Source organism: Aquimarina sp. MMG015 (genome assembly GCF_018100855.1).
GTDB classification, from domain to species: Bacteria; Bacteroidota; Bacteroidia; order Flavobacteriales; family Flavobacteriaceae; genus Aquimarina; species Aquimarina latercula.
The window spans coordinates 81735-100150 of record NZ_JAGJEB010000013.1 but is presented as its reverse complement, the minus strand read 5'-3'; the positions used below and the strand labels follow the sequence as shown (position 1 = coordinate 100150).

Here is an 18416-nt window from a genome sequence, read left to right as displayed (position 1 = left end):
TCTATAACGATTTACAAAGATGTATTGTTTTATGGCTATTTCAATTATAGATTCTAAAAATAACTTAAAATTTCGCATTTAACAAAATGATATAGTTCTAGGTAGAAAGTTTTGTGAAATGCATTAATTATTAATGTCAATACTATCAATCGTCAGATTTCGGAAAATAACGTCTTTTAGATCGTTTTTGTTTAAGGGTTTGTTTACTAAGTCATTCATGCCAGCTTTTATACATTCTTTTTCTACTTCACTAAGCTCAGAAGCGGTTAATGCAATAATTGGAGTAGAGGTATCAAACTCTCTAATTTTTAGTGTTGCTTGCATACCGTCTAATACTGGCATATTAATATCCATAAGAACAATGTCAAATGTTTCTTTTCGCAATATTTCTAAAGCTTCCTGACCATTTTCTGCAATGGTACTTTGACAATGAATGTTTTTTAGTAGATTTTTGGTTACTATCTGATTGATCTTGTTGTCTTCTGCAATTAGTATTTTTGTTGGAAATAAATTTGAGATGTCTATATTATCATCATTATTTGGTTCCGAAAAAGAATCCTCAGGGATACCAACAGTAATAGTAAAAAAGAAATTGGAGCCAATATTTTTTGCACTATGACAATGTATATCGCTATCCATTAGTTTTAATATTTTTTTGACAATATGTAGCCCTAGTCCAGTACCCTGTTTGTTATCATAGACGCTCCCTAATTGGGTAAACTCTTCAAAAATATATGCAATTTGATCTTCTGGAATTCCTATACCTGTATCCTGTATTTCGAATCGTATGGTAGCGGTATTTGCTTTTTTATCTATAAGCTTTGTTCTAATCCAGATGGTCCCATTTTCCGTAAATTTAATGGCATTACTAATTAGGTTAATCAATACTTCAGAAATTCTGATCGTATCAATATTGATAATTTCCGGAAGAATATGGTCATACTCTAGCTTAAGTTGATTATTTTTTTGAGAAGCTTGATACTCTAAAGTTTTTATAATGCTTTTTACATGACAAAGTAGGTTTACTTTAGAATTTATTAGGTTTACTTTTTCGGAGTCTATTTTGCTAACATCTAAAACTTTGTTTACTAAGCTAAGTAAGTAATCGGCGGAAAAATTCAAAGAATTTAATAATTCTATATCTTTTTCTGGTCGTTCTTTGTTTTCTAATAACATAGAAGATATTCCCGCAACACCATATAAAGGAGTTCTTAGCTCATGACTAATAGTAGAAATAAATTGGGATTTTATTTTACTTAATGTTTCTGCTTGATTTTTTGCTTCAGATAATTCTATATTTTTTAGTTTTAGAATATCACTTGTTTTCTTTTTCGCATGATATTCTCTAAAGTAAAAGAATAGTACACCAAACACTAGTATAAGTCCTATAATTGTTATGTATATGATCGTTTTGTTATTTTTATCAATACTAACCAATAAATCCTTTTCTCGTTGACTAACTTTTAGTTGACGTTTGTATTTTTCTACTTCGTGAATATTGGATTGAATGCTATGTAGAAACTCTTTTTCTTTTTTAAATTCTGAGCTATCGGATAATTTGTTTAAAAGGGTTAAATCATTAGTGTTTTTAAATTCTTGTCTGGATTGTGCGAATAATATGCAGGGGAGTGCAATTATTGCAAACAATAATGTAATTTTTTTCAAGGGGAGTTGAGTTTTTGAATTGAGTAATTTGTGCGGGTATTTTTTTTATCTTATACAAAGGGGTTTATAATAAAACAATTAACTATGTCAAACCCCTAATTTTTTTACTGTAAAAATATAATTAAAGAGCTTTTGCAAATTTATCGCTAATATTTTATAAGAATATAATTTTTTGGGGAAATTTTAGTTAAAAATTATTTATGATGTTTTGCAATACAGTTTCTTAGGTCTTCTTTGTTTAATGGTTTATTGATAAGATCATTCATTCCTGCTTTTTTACACTCATCAGAGACTTCACTAAGCTCTGAAGCTGTCAATGCAATTATTGGAGTAGTAGTATCAAATTGCCTAATTTCTATTGTAGCTTGAACTCCGTCCATAATGGGCATATTAATATCCATTAGGATTAAATCAAAAGATTCCTTTTTTAGAATTTGTACGGCGTCTATTCCATTTTCTGCCATTATACAACTACATCCAATATTCTTAAGTAGATTTTTAGTTACTAATTGATTGATTTTATTGTCCTCTGCAACAAGAATCTTTGCAGAAATATTAGTTGTACTTTCCTTATTTTCGGACTGATTGTTTAGATCATTTAAGCTTTCGGCAATGTCTAATTCTAAATCAAAATAAAATAGAGATCCTATGTTTTTTTTGCTTTCGAAATAAATTTGACTACCCATTACTTGAACCAAATTCTTAACAATGGAAAGCCCTAAACCAGTTCCTTGTTTATTATCATAAACACTTCCTACTTGAGAAAATTCTTCGAAAATATAATCTTTTTGATCTTCAGGTATACCAGTTCCAGTATCTTCTACCTCTAATCTTATGGTAACGGTCTTATCATCGGTTGATAGTAGCTTAACCCTAAGCCAAATCTTTCCTTGGTGGGTAAATTTAATAGCATTTCCGATTAAGTTGATTAAAACTTCAGATATTCTTAAGGCATCTATGTAAAGTAATTTTGGGATACTGTGATTATGATCCAAAATCAAGACATTCTCTTTTTTATGAGACTGATATTCAAAAGATTGTAATATATTTTGGGACAATGAAAATAAATCTGTTGGTGTTTTGATAAGTTCCTTTTCTTCCGAATCAATTTTACTAACCTTTAAAACTTTATTCACTAAGTCAAGTAAATAGTCAGCTGAGAATTTAAGTGAATTAAGTAGCTTTTTATCTTTCTCTGATTTAGCGTCATTTTCAAGTAAAATAGAGGAAATACCTACCACTCCGTATAGAGGAGTTCGCAGTTCATGGCTAATAGTAGAAATAAATTGGGATTTAATTTTACTTAATTGTTCAGCTTGAGATTTAGCTTCGGATAGTTCAATATTCTTAAATTCTAATATTTCGGAGATTTTTTTCTTAGATCGATATCCTCTGTAATAGAAGAAAACTATGCCTGCTAATAATAAAAGTGCCGTAGTGGAAATAAAAATAATCTTTTTGTTGTTTTTATCTATATCTAATAATAGGTCTTTCTCTCTTTTTGCTATTGCTAGCTGTTGTTCATATTGATCTACTTTAAACCTCATTTTGGTAGTCTCATCGGTTTTAGATCTTGCATTTTCAAAAACTTTCTGATCATTTTCATTCAATAACTTGAGGTCATTAATTGCTTTTGTATGATCACCTATCTTTTCATACATCTCTGATCTATATCGATAGAAGTAACTTTTTCCTTTTGGCCAATACGTTTCATCCTTTAAGTATTCGAAGGATTTATCGAAGTTTTCCTCAGCTCTTATAATGTCGTTATTATGAGCATAATTTCTCGCTCTTAAGAGGTAAAGCGAACTTCGATCTGTTTGCACACTATCCGGAATTGAACTGTCAATACTATCGGCTTCTCTTAAATATATTGCAGCTTCATCAAACCTGTCTAGATCCATATATGTCCATATTAAATTATGTAATGGTATCTGATATTGCTGGATATGAGGATTTCCTTTTCCTAGTTTAACAGCTCTTTTATAATATTTTAAAGCATTCTCATAGTCCTTGTTACCATCATAATATACATTTGCTAAACTGTTCAGTACATATGGTAAAAGAACTTTATTTTTTGTTTTTTCCGTATATTCCAATGACTTTAGAAAGTTTTTCGTAGCATTTTCATAGTCAATGATTTCATATTGTACGGTTCCCATCAATAAATATCCGTGTGATAAATAGTGGTTATGTCCTAGGTCCTGAGCATAATTAACCACTTTAAAAGCGTATTCTAATGAGGCGTACATATCATTAGCGACTCTTAATTTCTCCGAAGTTCGTAATAAAACATCTAAAGTATCAATTTTCTCAAATAGAGGCTTTTCTTGTGAGAAAGAGGCAAGTGAAAAAATAAAGACAAAATATATATATATTGGATTTCTTTTCAACGTAAAATAACTTTTATTAAAAATGATTATACTCGATGCAATAACATATTTAGTCGCATTATATAATTTCATTTTTACATTCTAAGCCCCAATATTTTTAATCATTTAGCCAATGTAATCATAGCTAATTGTTTTTAAGAGTGATATAATTTAATAAAATTATGGGGTTTATTTGTTAAGATCTAAGAGAAAATTCAGTGTCGAAGACTCTTAATTTTTGATTAAACGGGGAGATTTACGCTTTTTTTTAGCAAGTATATTTGTTGTAATTATTAATTAAGTCGTTATTGTAATTTATTTAGTATGGTTTTTTCGGATATCTAAAGACATTTATATAAATTTCGGCGTTGTTACTAATTGTAAGAAAATTGTTTAGCCGATTCAGAAATTATGTGAAGAAGCATCCTAAGAAATTTTTTCTTATTGGAGTTTTTCTTATTTGGTATTATTTTTCCTTACCAAAACCATTATTTAATAATCCTACGGCAACCGTTTTAGAAACCAAATCTGGTGAGTTATTAGGTGCTAAAATTGCAAAGGATGGACAATGGAGATTTCCCGAAACTGATAGTGTGTCTAAAAAGTTTGAACATTGTATTCTAGCATTTGAAGATCAACAATTTTATAAGCATTTCGGTTTTAATCCAGTTTCGATGATTGAAGCTATTAGTGAAAATATAAAAGCTGGCAAAATAGTTCGAGGAGGAAGTACTATTACCCAACAGGTCATAAGACTTTCTCGAAAAGGGAAAAAGAGAACCTATTTCGAGAAATTGATAGAGCTGATTTTGGCTACAAGATTGGAATTTGGAGCTTCTAAAAAAGAGATTTTAAGATTATATGCTTCCAATGCCCCTTTTGGAGGTAATGTTGTAGGGATCGATATGGCTTCTTGGAGATATTTCGGATTACCAGCTCATCAATTATCTTGGTCAGAAAGCGCAACTTTAGCAGTTTTGCCTAATGCTCCATCATTAATTTACCCTGGAAAAAATCAGGTACAATTGTTACGCAAAAGAAATAGATTGCTGAAAACCTTATTAGAGAAAGAAGTTATTGATTCTCTAACCTATGAGTTATCCATAAGCGAATCTTTACCTCAAAAACCATATCGTCTTCCGCAAGAAACACCACATTTATTAGATCGTGTTGCTCATACGAATAGAGGGCAAAGGGTACGGACGACTATTGATAGATCTTTGCAACAAAGAGTAAATCAATTAGTAGGACAGCATTATACATTGTTACGTCAAAATGAAGTACATAATATGGCGGTATTGGTATTGGATGTTGATACTAGAGAAGTGATGAGTTATGTAGGTAATTCACCAACAGATAAGGTGCATCAAAAAGATGTAGATGTTATTAGAGCTGCAAGAAGTACAGGAAGTACACTCAAGCCCTTATTATATGCTGCTATGATGGATAAAGGGGAATTATTACCTGAGCAACTGGTATCTGATGTGCCTACTGTAATTGCTGGATATACTCCTATGAATTATGATGAAACTTTTAGTGGAGCAGTGTCGGCTAGTACTGCGTTAGCTAGGTCTTTAAACATACCTGCGGTGCGACTATTACAAAAATATGGATTACAGCGTTTTCGAGATGAATTAAGTGTGTTTAAGATTAAAGATCTTAAGTATAGTGCTGATCATTATGGTCTATCACTAATTGTTGGTGGGGCAGAAGGTAATCTTTGGGATTTATGTAAAACGTACGCGGGATATTCGGGTACGCTTAATCATTATGAAAACTCTTCTAGTGAATATTTTACAAATGAATTTACAGAACCAATTATTTTAGCAAATGAAAAAGTTGATTTCGGAAAAAAAGTGAAACAAAAACCAGTTGTAGGAGCAGGAAGTATCTGGTTAACTTTTGAATCTATGAAAAAAGTTAACCGTCCTCAAGGGGATGAGGCTTGGGAATTTTATGATTCATCGCGAGAAATTGCTTGGAAGACAGGAACGAGTTTTGGAAATAGAGACGCTTGGGCTATCGGAGCAAGTAAAGATTATGTCGTAGGAGTATGGATTGGTAATGCAGACGGAGAAGGAAGACCAGATCTTACCGGATTAAATTCTGCAGCACCTTTGTTATTTGATGTGGTGAATTTATTACCTAATTCTAATTGGTTTCCCATACCTTATGATGATTTAGTAATGGCCAAAGTTTGTGATAAAAGCGGTTTTTTAGCGTCAAAAGAATGTCCTGTTAAAGATGTCTATGTCCCATTGGCAGGAACCAAAACCGAACCTTGCCCTTATCATCAATTAGTTCACTTAGATCCTGTAGAGGAATACAGAGTTAATTCTTCCTGTGAATCTGTTGATAGAATGATACATCAACCTTGGTTTGTATTACCACCTTTGCAAGCGTATTATTATAAAAATAAGCATGCAGATTATAGATCTCTACCTCCTTTTAGATCTGATTGTAGTACTGATTTATTGGCAAGTATGGCTTTTATCTTTCCGAAAGGTAATAGTAGTGTTTATCTACCTAAAGGGTTTGATGGTAAAATAAACGAAGTAGTTTTAAAAATTGCTCACACGAAACCAGAGACAAGAGTGTTTTGGTATATCGATAATCATTTTGTGGGGGTTACCAAGCAATTTCATGAAATGCCAGTACAGCCAAGTCCAGGAAAACATGTTATAACTGTATTAGACGAGAATGGGAACGAATTAAAGAAGAAAATAGAGATCAAAGAATAAGTTTATATCCTAATTTTTGAACTAGATATAAACTTATTCTTTTGATCAATAATTGATTACAATGGTTTGTAAACTAAACCAAAAGAAAAAGAAGTTTCCTTGTTAAAATTACGACCATCTAAGTTGTGATTATAAGCTGTAGAGACACCTATTTCATTTTTATATAGAGGGATGTATAGATTTAGATTTAAATTGGTGTAATCAACCTCCGTTTGAGGGAGCGCTCGAGGACCGCCAGCTTCAACAAATTCTGGCGTTCCGATATCTAATCCATCCATAGAATCCTGTACGGCTAATTGTACGTGGGTATAAAAATGACTGTTAAAATATCCAATCTTAATGCCATATACTTGAGCATTGGGTACATCAAAATCACTATTATCTTTTAAACTATATCCATACTGAAGTTCTGTAAAAAAATTAACATTCGTCGTTAGTTGTGCTAAAACATTTGCTTGAATACTATTTGCATTATTCCCCAAAGACAGAACACCTTCTGCTTCATAATTGCCGACAGGAATACTAGCTCCAACCGCAGCACCTAATCCTAATCTTCCTAAGGATTTCACATTCTTTTCTAGTATTCTTCCTTTTATAAATATACTTAGATCCTGAATCCCTTCAACACTAGAAGTTCCTTGAACAGGATCTGGTTCTCCATTTTCACTTTCTATAAAAATATATGGCATATTAAGAGAAGCGGATAACCAATTTGTGATTCCATATTCTCCATATAAATTCACAATATATGAAGATATTGCACCCAACCCTGCTGGATTTCCATCAGTAAGTTCATTGCCTCGGTAGAATCGATCATATTGTTTGTAGGAATAACTAGGAGCTATGGTGAGCTCATTTTTTTGTGGATAGAATCCACTAACTTCTGTTTGTGCAACTATCGGAGTAGATAGACATAATACGAGTAATGTCTCTAAAAGAGACTTTTTAGATTTGTGTAACATAAATATTTTATTAATGGTTAATAATCCTCCTTAGACGGGGATAATTCTCCTTTAATTACATTTAAAAATGTTACAAATTTGTTAATTGAAAAATAGTCAGTTTACGACCTTTTTTTTACCAATTTCTGAATGGATGCTTACTTAATTGCGAATTATAGAATTTAGAATCTCCGGTAACTTCCTTTCCTAACCAATCTGGTTTTTGAAATTTTTCATGTTCATCAGATAATTCTATTTCTGCTAGAATCAAACCCTCATTTTCGCCATAAAATTCATCTATTTCATACGTATGATCTCCTACTGTAACTTCATATCGGGTTTTTTGGATGATACCTTTTTCACACAATTTTAATAACGCTTGCGCTTCTTTGATATCAATTTCCTTTTCCCACTCAAAGCGAGAAGTACCCGAATCATTACTTCTTCCTTTGATAGTTAAAAAACCTTTTTCTCCCTTGATTCGAACTCTTACGGCTCTTTCGGGATTAGAATTTAGATACCCTTGAGATATTTTGGTTTTTTTTTGAGCTATATCTTTAAAAGAAGTAGATTTTAGTAAGAATTTGCGTTCAATTTCAATCATTAATGTTGTATAATAGTATCTTCTCTCTAAAAGAGTAGATTTGAAAATTACAAAAATTTATTATTTTCAAATCTACACCTAGAAATTTAAAAAAGCCCTTATTTAGACCATTTTTTGATATTTCTTTCATTTAATCTAATCAGATCTTTATTTCCTACTTTTTTTGATAATTCCAGAGATTTTTGAGCTACCGCGATAGCTTCAGGTTTTCTATCCATATCAGCCAAGATTAATGATTCACGATATACTTGAAAGAATAAAGGATTTTCTGCTTTAGTAACTTTTTGGATATAACTTAATGCAGTATTTAGATCTTTTTGTGTCTCGTGCAGATATAATGCCGCTTGGAAATAATCAAAATTTGATGGACCAGAAAGTACCTTCTCTATATTAGACATTGTTTTTTCGTGTGTGTTAAATTTTAGTGGTAGTATTATTTTTATGGTACCCCAAGAAAAAACTAGTTCGGCACTATCAAGAGTGATGGTATCTATATATATTAAAAATGATTCTGAGACCTCCTTTTTTTCAATGGTTTTGGTTGTAAAACTTACTATAGGTTTTTGATTTACATAAGTAGTCCAATTTCCTGATTTATAAGTGTATAAATATATTTGCCAATTAGATTCGTTGGGTTTAGTAAGAATAGTATAGGACCCTTTTTTTAGTGCTATTCCAGAAATTGTTAGATCATCACTAAACGAAATTTTAGTAGCAGCGTTTGCACCTGTACGCCATAACTCACCAAAGGGAATAATACCATTTTCTCCAAAAATGATTCGATTTCTTTTACTAGGTCGAGAATATTCGATCTCAATTTCTGTTAATCCAACGGTTTGTGTAGTTTTAGAAGATGGACTTAGTGCAGGAACTTTAAGTTGCGCGTTCACAGTCGCGACAGTAATTATACTGAATAAAAATATTTTGAACATGATGTTGTTTTAATAAGATTATAGATTTGAGAAGTACTCTTTTGGTGTAGTACCCATTAAATCTTTAAATGATTTGTTAAATGTAGTTTTAGAATTAAAACCTGCTTCTTGAGCAAGACCGTAAAAGGTCATGTTTTTTGCTTGATCAGTTTTTGCTAATGCAATAAATTCTTTGATTCGATAGTAGTTTACATATTCGAAAAAATTCATTCCTATACGTTCATTTAATAAACGAGCTATCTCTGGATTACTCACTCCAAGCATTTCAGCCAGTTCTGATTTCAGTAATTTTCTATTTAAGTAAGGCTTTCTATCTATCATTAAATGCTCCAATTTAGATTTTAAATTATCCAATTCTGGATTAGATAGTTTGGACTGCGCGTACTTTTTAGGTTTAAGTAGTGAAGGAACTTTAAATAAATCAGGTTCTTTCATACCATAAAAAGTTATAAATAATATTATTAGCGCAATGCTTATCCAGATAACTTGCCAACTTGTTCTATTGAATAACTCCAAGTCTAGAAGCCAATTAATAAACATGATAGACCAACAGACCAAACAAACCCCTATCGCAATTAGAAAATTAAGGAAGAATTGAGATTTGATATGATAACTTAGCTCATTTTGAATGTCTTTTTTAAATCTTAGAAAAATTTTGAGACTCATAACCCAATATGTAATATTGAATAGTAAACCTATTGCAATAAAGACTAAAGTGATTTTAAATTGCTCTCCTGTTGTATTTCTAGTTTGTAATACCTTATCCGATGGTATTATAAATGCGATAGTAACACCAATGTTATATGCCACAGCAGGTAAATAATGAAGTAATTCTTTATACGAAAAAGGTTGGTTTAATAAACTAGATCGTGTAAAGAGATAAATAGTAGCTCCAAATAATAGTGTTGAAAATTCTGAAAAAATAACCCATCGATAATTATCACCGAAAAAACCTGAAATATATAAAACCCGTCCTGTTAGCCCAATGGAAAGTACCAACACTAGAAATGCTATATACTTATTGATGTTTTTTCTTTTTTCTCTAGAAAAAATATAAATAAATAGCAAAAACAAGCTTTGAAAATATCCAAAATAGACAAGTTGATTTAGGAATGTCTGCATATAAACAAGATCTTTTTCGGGTTTAATATACTAGTTTAAAACAAACTGATTTACGTGCAAGATACCTTTATGATTCATTTTAAGATTTTCTTTATAAAAAGAATCAAATGCAGCCTTGCTTTCCCATTGAGTAATAACAAGTAAATCAGGATTATGATAATAGCCTACAACTGATTTTCCGTTTGTGAGTTCTATAATTTTCTTACCGCCATTAGCTGATGATTTTTGTAACCATTGCTCCTTGAATTTCTTGAAAGATGTGGTCTCTTTTTTCCAGTATGAAGTGGCAACATTGTATTTGGTTTTATCTATTTTGAAAGAAATGTCTTGAGGCATTTCATAGTATGTTAAATTAAATAATGACCAAATATTTCTTCTTTGTACATGAAAATCAGGAACAATACCTTCAATTTGAGCTATGAATTCTTCACGATTTTTTAAATCTTTCCATTTACCAAATATAAAATTAGAAGGCTGTATGTTGCCTTGAGTTGTTTCTGAAATACCGAAACCGGGTAATGGTTTGTAGGTTTTTTCGATGCCGACAGGAAAGATTGTTTTTTTGTATTTCTCAAAGTCTTTTTTGGTTCCAGGTTTAGTAGTTAATAATAGAATATCTAGAATTTCACCTTTTTTAAAGTCATAAGATTTAATATCAGATTGGGCAAAAAGATTTAGTGTAAATAAACAGCTTGCAAATAAGATTAAGCTTTTGAATAACTTCATAATTAGTCATTTTTTAATTGTTTGTACTTTTTTGAACAAATTTAGAAGCTTAAACAAATACTCAGTAATAATAGGGGCTTAGAAACATACGCATACGGTATGTGAACTAATTATAGCTGTTTTTTAGTGTGAATTGTTTGTATTTCATTCGAAACTATTCTTTTCTTTTCAGAAGAGTTATTTGCTAACCATATCATTGCCGACGCTATTGTTGTAGGATGAATAGAACGGTATTTTTTTAAAGGTCCAAAGAGTAGAGGATTTAGAATCTTCATGAATTGTTTGAAAAAATATTCTCCTGCTCTTTTTTCGTTTCTTTTTCCGCTAATTAGTGAAGGTTGTAAAATATGTGTTTTAGGTATTTCAAATGCTAATATTGCCTCTTCCATTTCACCTTTGGTACGGTTATAAAAGATTTTACTATCACTATCAGCACCTAATGCAGAAATTACGATAAAAGTCTCAATTTTATTTTGAACACAAAGCTGTGCTGCGGTAACAGGGATTCCGAAATCAATTGAACGATAAAGACCTTTATCTGGAGTTTTTGAATTTGTGGTTCCTATACAACAAAATACTTCGTCCGCTTTAAAATTGTCTGCGATTGATTTTAGTTGCAGTACGTTAATCAAATGTTCTTCAATTTTGGAATGCGAAATGCCTATTGCTTTTCGCGAAAACAATTTGATTTTAGTATAACGACTATCATCAAGTAATGATGCTAAAAGAATCCTTCCTGTTAATCCTGTTGCGCCAAGTATGATCGCTGTTTTGCCCATTTATAATAGATTTTATGTAAATATAATGAGCAATACCATTATGTAACTTTAACCTACAATGAATATCCGTGGTTGTTTGTATACAACAATACGCATTAATAGTACTTTTTAAAAAGAATTTAGAAATAAGAATAATGTTATTTCTGCTCTAACATTACAGCGCTTTCTGGAGTACAATTTTCATCTCCATCATCTTTCGTAAAAACTAGATTGACCGCAACCTTATCCTTACTTTGAGAATCAATCTGTAAAATAATATCAAAGCTTTCTTTTTTGTCTTTATATTTATCTACTTCTAAAGATTTTCCATTATGACTTATTGCAAAAGGCTCTTTATTCGCTTTTACGATTGAGGCTCTACCTCCAATAGTTTTATTACAAGTACCATTATTAAAGGTTAGGGTATATTGTATTGCAGTATCTGATATCCATTGAATGGAAAGGTTTTGACTAAAATTACCTGCATTTTTTTTGGAATTCTCTCCTTTTTTTGAAGAACCAGTTCCTTGTATAGAATAAGTTCTCGGATTCGAGTTGTTCGTGATAGTAACATCACTTACATTTTCAGAATTGACAAGATTGTTATTAACTGTAGTGTCATTTGGAGATTTGCTTTCTGATTTACAACAGATAAATGCGAAGAGTAGCAGTAGGGTGTAATTTTTCATTTTTTTAAATATAATTTAGTTCAAATTGATTGGGATCAATAAAGCAAGATATTATTTTTATCTCATAAAATCTATACAAATATAGTAATATCATTTTTTAGAAGTGTTTAAGAGCCAAATATTTACTCGCTAGATCTCATAATTTGAGTTGATAACCAGTATGTTGTGGTTCATTTAAAATGATTTATAACTATTATTTTTGTAACGGACAAGAATGAAAAGCGATAGAAAAATCATACACGTAGATATGGATGCATTTTATGCATCTGTTGAGCAAATGGATAATCCAGAACTTAAAGGAAAACCTTTAGCGGTTGGTGGTGGTGGAAAACGAGGTGTGGTAAGTGCAGCGAGTTATGAGGCAAGAAAGTTTGGTGTGCGTTCTGCAATGCCTGGATTTAAGGCCAGAAAACTATGTCCTGATCTATTGTTTGTTAGACCTAGGTTTGATAGATATCAAGAAATTTCTAAACAGATCCGTAAGATATTTTTTGATTATACAGATTTAGTAGAACCACTTTCTTTAGATGAAGCATATTTAGATGTTACCGAAAACAAAAAAGGGAATCCAAGTGCATCTTTGATTGCCCAAGAAATAAGACATCGCATTTTAGAGGAAGTTGGATTAACGGCATCTGCAGGAATATCTATTAATAAGTTTATTGCAAAAGTAGCTAGTGACTATAACAAACCAAATGGACAGAAAACTGTAAATCCTGAAGAAGTATTAGGTTTTTTGGAAGATTTGGATGTCAAAAAATTTTATGGAGTAGGAAAGGTCACACAAGCTAAAATGTATCAGATGGGTATTTATACAGGTAAGGATTTAAAAACAAAATCTGAAGAGTTCCTTACTGAGCATTTTGGTAAATCTGGAGGGCACTATTATAATATAGTTAGAGGAATTCATCTAAGTGAAGTAAAACCGAATAGAGAAAGAAAATCATTAGCAGCCGAAAGAACATTTAATGAGAATATATCCTCTGAGATATATATGTTAGAACGCTTAGAAAATATTGCCGAAGAATTACAAAAACGATTAAAAAGGAGTAAAGTTGCTGGAAGAACGGTTACTCTAAAGATTAAATATAGTGATTTTACGTTACAGACACGGAGTAAGACATTACCATATTTTGTTAATGACGCTGATATTTTATTAGAGACATCGAAAGAACTATTGTACCAGTCAGAAATGAAAAATTCGGTACGTCTTTTAGGAATTTCTTTGTCTAATTTGAATACTGGAAATAAAGATCAAAAAAAGAAAGAAAAAGAAGAAATTGAGATTATACAGCTCAGGTTTGATTTTTAGCAAGGTCCTTTTTTTAGTATTACTATAGGCACCAGTTATAAAATTAAGTAAAAGTCAGCTAAGTAACTGACTTTTACTTTTTCAATTTTTAATGATGATTCTTACTCATATATGTATTTAAATGTTCCATCGGTTATATTGAAATCAATGGGTGATGAAGGGTCAAAGGTTCCATCCACTGTTGTAAATGAAAAGGTTCCGGTTACAGTCTTTGTTGAGGTATTTACTTCTGTGATCTCAATTGTGCCATTTTTCGTAGATTCATCTATTTCGTTTGTAAGGTCTAAAAAGTCGATAAAGTGAGAAGGTGTGGTGTCGAAGGTTTCAGGACCTGTTTCATAAGAACCAACTATAATATCACTCTTTTTTAACCAAATTTTAATTTCTTTACCTCCTATAACACCTCCCTCTCGACCAATTAATAAAACAAAGTCTTCTTTTGGGAAGTAATTGAAAATAGTTGTGCTAGACGGTTCATTATTTCCAAAAGGATTATTGGCTTGGAAATCTTCTCCATTTATTTTAGCCGTCATTGCATAATTACTATTTTCAGGTGACGAGTCATCTGATGATGAACATGATAAAAAAGTTAAGACTGTGATCGTAATAAAAAGGATAAATTTAATTTTCATAAAGCTCTGTTTTTAGTAAATGATTAGCATAAATGCATCTCAGAATAATTTTAGATTTTATATAAGTAACACTTTATGTTAAAATGTTACTCTATAATTGAGCTTTTAGTGCTTATATATTAGGATAAGATTAAATACTACATAATATTTCTGCAGCGCTTTTTAGAGTATCATTCGTTTTTGCAAAACAAAACCTAAGTACTTTGTCATCTTGTTGATTTAGATTAAATACTGAAACAGGTATAGAAGCAATTTTGTATTCTTTTGTTAACCTTTCTGCGAAAGTTACATCTCCCTCATCCGTAATATTGGAGTAATCTAATAATTGGAAATAAGTCCCGGCAGCTGGGACGTATGAAAATCGAGAATCTTTAATTAATGATAAAAATAAGTCTCTTTTTTTCTGATAAAAACTAGGTAAAGACATATAATTTTCTGGAGTTTTTAAATATTCTGCCAAGGCATATTGCATAGGGTGATTACTGCAGAATACATTAAACTGATGTACTTTTCTGAATTCTTCCATCAACTCTTTAGGAGCTATACAGTATCCCATTTTCCAACCAGTAGTATGAAACGTTTTTCCAAAAGAAGCAGTGATAAATGCTCTTTCGGATAATCCCGGAAACCTGGCAACACTTTGATGCGGTTGACTGTCAAAAATTATATGTTCATATACCTCGTCACTAAGTAAAATAATATCTGTGCCTTTTAATAAGTTTTCTAGTTTTAGCATATCCTCTTTGGATAAAATTGTTCCTGTAGGATTATGAGGTGTGTTGATAATAATCATCTTTGTTTTAGAAGTAATTTTATTAGTTACTTCGTGCCAATCAACGGTAAAGTTAGGAGTGGATAATTGTACAGGAATAACTTTACCTCCAAAAAGTTTTACTGAAGGTTCGTAAGAATCATAAGCAGGTTTAAATATTATAACTTCATCTCCTTGACGGATAAAAGCAGAAATAATAGTAAAGATCGCTTGGGTTGCACCTGAAGTAACGGTTACTTCAGTATCGGGGTGATAATTACTATTATATAAAGTATTTGTTTTTTCCGCAATGATTTCTCTAAGAGATACCAGGCCAGGCATAGGAGCATATTGATTATATCCTTTTTGCATTGCGTTAGTAACCAAATTCGTTAGTTTACTATCCGTTTCAAAATTTGGAAAACCTTGAGACAGATTAATTGCTTTATATTCATTTGCCATATTACTCATAACAGTAAAAATAGTGGTTCCTATATTTGGCAATTTGGTGTTGATATTTCTCATAGATAAAACAAAGAAGTCAAGGTATAAAAAAACCCTGAAATTTTCAGGGTTATAATATTGCAATGTGAAGTTTAGTGTCTAAAATATGTGGCAATACCCTTGGTTACATTTATCGGAAAAATCACCTGAAAAATCCCAACAATCTTGTGATGTTTGACAAGGAATATTGGTTCTGCAATAATAACCTCCATTGATAGATTGCTTTGCAGCTTTATTTAGTTTCTTAACTTCTTTTAGTTCTAAAATTTTGGATAACATAATTTGGTATTTTTTTGAGTTATACTATTTGTCACCTACTCTGTTAAGGGTTTTCGGTTTACCCCTTTAAAATCAGATATTAGCTAATACGATTCTGTACTCAAGGTATACCGAAATAAATCTTCAAAAAAACAAAACATCCGTATTTTTCGAAAAATACGGATGTAAAAAAGAGTTATAAATAAAAAGATTAATTTTTTATCTATTTAAAGTATGTTATCACATCCGCACATCGTATGATGTGAATCAGTATCTGGTTTTATAGGATCACAATCACCGCCCTTTATTTTTGTCATAGAATGTAAGTTAATTTTAGCAATAGTAAGCTTTTTGAACGAAATCTTGTTTTCTTGTTTTGTTTTCATAATCTTAATTTTTAGAATTAATTGTTTTAAGTATATTCCAATTTGAATCTTGTATCAAGGTACTTTTATTCGTGATCAATTCATAAGATTCGTGCCGTATTTTAAAGTAATTAAGGTAAAGTTTAATACTCTTTTCATGGTGTATATAAAAAAGAGAAAAATTGAAGTTATTTTTTTAATATTTAGGAATTTTCCCTCTGATGATCTATTTTCTTTATATAATAAGAAGGGTTCAATCCGGTTTTGGATTTAAAATGTTTGGTAAAGGAATTATCCGTTTTATAACCAATCTCTAAAGCAATGGATTTAACTGAAAAGGATCTAAATTTTTTATCATTTTTTAATCTTTTTAAAGCATAATCTATTCGTAATTCATTGATGTAATCATTGAAACTAGCCGCTTTATGAGTTTTAATAATCTTTGATAGATATGTAGTATTGGTTTTTACTTTTTTTGCTATAGATCGCAGATCGCAATCCTTTTGCAGAAAATATTTTTGTTGTTCTAGTTTCTCTAAACCATTTAAAACATCCTTTACTTTTTTATCATCAATTACAAAACCTTTTTTTTCAGCAACATCTATAGACTCTAAAGAGTTTATCTTTTCTATTAATTGATTAAATTGTTGGTTATTCTTTTTTTGTTTTTGAAAATACTTGAAAACAAAAAATAGTAAAATCAAACAAACTGTGATCAAAATGAAAAATATCAGTTTTTTGTGATATGCTTGTTTTATTTCTTCATTTTTAAGGTGTTCAATTTGACTTTCTAATTTATTTATTTTTTGATTATTAATCTTTGATATAGTTTGATGTTTTGCTTCTTGAAATTGGTCTCGTAATTTATTTGATTTTTGATACCAGTATGTCGCTTCGTTTGTGTTTTGAATTTTAGTGTAACACTCTGCTAGAAGAATGTAAGTTTCAAGAACTCTAATGTTTCTGGTATCTTTTTCTTCAATAATAGATATACTATTGTTTAAAGAAGAAATAGCCTGATTGTATTTTTTTTCCTCAATAAAAGTATGAGCAAAGAAATAATTGATATTTAATATTGATTTTTTTTGTGAGATGTTTTTGGTAAGAATGATTTCTTCGGCTTTGCGAAAATATTGCTGCGCCTTAGCTAGTTCTTTTCTATTTAGGGCAACAATTCCCTTTTTGGTATATAAATCAATAGATCCTATCGAATAATCTAAGGGTTCACTAATGGCTAAGCCTTGATCTGCATAATATATTACAGAATCATAATTGTTTTGATCCAAGTATACTTCACTTAGAATGGTGAGAAATCTCACATGATTTATTGTGTTTCTATCCTTAGATTTTTTGATTTGCTTTAGTATACCTTTACAAACTTCTAATGCATCATCTAGCTTTTTCATTCTCTTTAGGATTATTGCCATTCCAGAATGAGCGGAATATTGATGCCGAATGTTTTTATATTTGCTGGCAATGTCTAATGCTTTGTTATAGTGGTCTAATGATTTTTGATTTTTCCAATCTTTTAGATAAGAGTGACCTAATCCGATAAAGTATTTGCTTAAAATTGAATCATTTCCTGCAGTTTTGGCATTATTGATGGCTTTTTTTAAATAATACCTACTACGACCTGTTTTTTCTTTTTCATAAAAAGTATCCGAAATATCATAGTAATACTCTGCCAAAATTGATAGATCTGTAATAAGATTAGATAGAGTAGCTTCTAATATAATACTTTGCTCAGTATTAGAAGCTTCTATGTATTTGATTATTTCCTGTGCTGATTTGCTTTGTAAACTATCAGGTACATTTAACTGATTTGTGAATGTTTTTGTTGTTGATTTCCCGAAGCACCATAGAGATGTTAGAAGAACAGTTATTAATAGGTTTTTTTTAATCAAAAAATAATGTATTAAAGTTTGAGTATTATTCAAAAGTAATGTTTTTGCTTTTTTTATATTTATAGAAGTCGATAATGAACTGATTTAAGGCTTCTTTTTACGGCATTAGAGTTGAAATATCAATTTAATCTTATTGATGT

The 18416-nt window shown here is 30.6% G+C and carries 16 protein-coding genes; 2 read left to right on the top strand and 14 right to left on the bottom strand.

The window, feature by feature from the left end:
- Positions 1–123: 123 nt before the first annotated feature.
- Complete coding sequence (locus J8L88_RS20295) at positions 124–1665, bottom strand: response regulator (protein ID WP_211061687.1); 1542 nt, start codon at positions 1663–1665, stop codon at positions 124–126.
- Positions 1666–1859: 194 nt separating this feature from the next.
- Positions 1860–4130, bottom strand: coding sequence for a response regulator (locus J8L88_RS20290; RefSeq protein ID WP_211061686.1), 2271 nt, complete (start codon positions 4128–4130; stop codon positions 1860–1862).
- A 320-nt stretch (positions 4131–4450) separates the two neighbouring features.
- Between J8L88_RS20290 and pbpC the strand changes: the two genes are divergently transcribed.
- A complete protein-coding gene (gene pbpC / locus J8L88_RS20285) occupies positions 4451–6778 on the top strand; it encodes a penicillin-binding protein 1C (RefSeq protein WP_371813708.1) in 2328 nt (775 codons plus the stop codon).
- Between the two features lie 56 nt (positions 6779–6834).
- Here the strand turns inward: pbpC and J8L88_RS20280 are convergent, their stop codons facing one another.
- The 7 genes from J8L88_RS20280 to J8L88_RS20250 form a co-directional block, all read right to left on the bottom strand.
- Positions 6835–7740 carry a transporter gene (locus J8L88_RS20280; protein ID WP_211061684.1) on the bottom strand — a complete coding sequence of 302 codons (906 nt, stop codon included), beginning with the start codon at positions 7738–7740 and terminating at the stop codon, positions 6835–6837.
- 115 nt (positions 7741–7855) lie between these two features.
- Positions 7856–8323 carry a CYTH domain-containing protein gene (locus J8L88_RS20275; RefSeq protein ID WP_211061683.1) on the bottom strand — a complete coding sequence of 156 codons (468 nt, stop codon included), beginning with the start codon at positions 8321–8323 and terminating at the stop codon, positions 7856–7858.
- Between the two features lie 98 nt (positions 8324–8421).
- Positions 8422–9255 (bottom strand): DUF2911 domain-containing protein, encoded by an 834-nt coding sequence (locus J8L88_RS20270; RefSeq protein WP_211061682.1) that lies wholly within the window; start codon positions 9253–9255, stop codon positions 8422–8424.
- Between the two features lie 18 nt (positions 9256–9273).
- Entirely contained in the window at positions 9274–10377 is a 1104-nt protein-coding gene (locus tag J8L88_RS20265) for a helix-turn-helix domain-containing protein (protein ID WP_118388728.1), read from the bottom strand.
- A gap of 30 nt (positions 10378–10407) precedes the next feature.
- Entirely contained in the window at positions 10408–11103 is a 696-nt protein-coding gene (locus tag J8L88_RS20260) for a hypothetical protein (protein ID WP_027393266.1), read from the bottom strand.
- A gap of 110 nt (positions 11104–11213) precedes the next feature.
- On the bottom strand, positions 11214–11882 hold the full coding sequence (locus J8L88_RS20255) for an NAD(P)H-binding protein (RefSeq protein WP_211061681.1): 669 nt from the start codon (positions 11880–11882) through the stop codon (positions 11214–11216).
- Positions 11883–12019: 137 nt separating this feature from the next.
- Positions 12020–12550, bottom strand: coding sequence for a hypothetical protein (locus J8L88_RS20250; protein ID WP_211061680.1), 531 nt, complete (start codon positions 12548–12550; stop codon positions 12020–12022).
- A gap of 214 nt (positions 12551–12764) precedes the next feature.
- Between J8L88_RS20250 and dinB the strand changes: the two genes are divergently transcribed.
- On the top strand, positions 12765–13862 hold the full coding sequence (gene dinB, locus J8L88_RS20245; protein WP_211061679.1) for a DNA polymerase IV: 1098 nt from the start codon (positions 12765–12767) through the stop codon (positions 13860–13862).
- Positions 13863–13963: 101 nt separating this feature from the next.
- On the opposite strand, the gene J8L88_RS20240 is transcribed toward dinB, so the two are convergent.
- From J8L88_RS20240 to J8L88_RS20220, 5 genes are all read right to left on the bottom strand, one after another.
- A complete protein-coding gene (locus J8L88_RS20240; RefSeq protein ID WP_027393270.1) occupies positions 13964–14494 on the bottom strand; it encodes a DUF6252 family protein in 531 nt (176 codons plus the stop codon).
- Positions 14495–14624: 130 nt separating this feature from the next.
- Positions 14625–15770 (bottom strand): methionine aminotransferase, encoded by a 1146-nt coding sequence (locus J8L88_RS20235; protein ID WP_211061678.1) that lies wholly within the window; start codon positions 15768–15770, stop codon positions 14625–14627.
- A 78-nt stretch (positions 15771–15848) separates the two neighbouring features.
- On the bottom strand, positions 15849–16028 hold the full coding sequence (locus J8L88_RS20230; RefSeq protein ID WP_091411808.1) for a hypothetical protein: 180 nt from the start codon (positions 16026–16028) through the stop codon (positions 15849–15851).
- Between the two features lie 206 nt (positions 16029–16234).
- Entirely contained in the window at positions 16235–16393 is a 159-nt protein-coding gene (locus J8L88_RS20225) for a TIGR04149 family rSAM-modified RiPP (protein WP_139195706.1), read from the bottom strand.
- A 182-nt stretch (positions 16394–16575) separates the two neighbouring features.
- Positions 16576–18276 (bottom strand): helix-turn-helix domain-containing protein, encoded by a 1701-nt coding sequence (locus J8L88_RS20220; RefSeq protein WP_211061677.1) that lies wholly within the window; start codon positions 18274–18276, stop codon positions 16576–16578.
- Positions 18277–18416 lie beyond the last annotated feature (140 nt).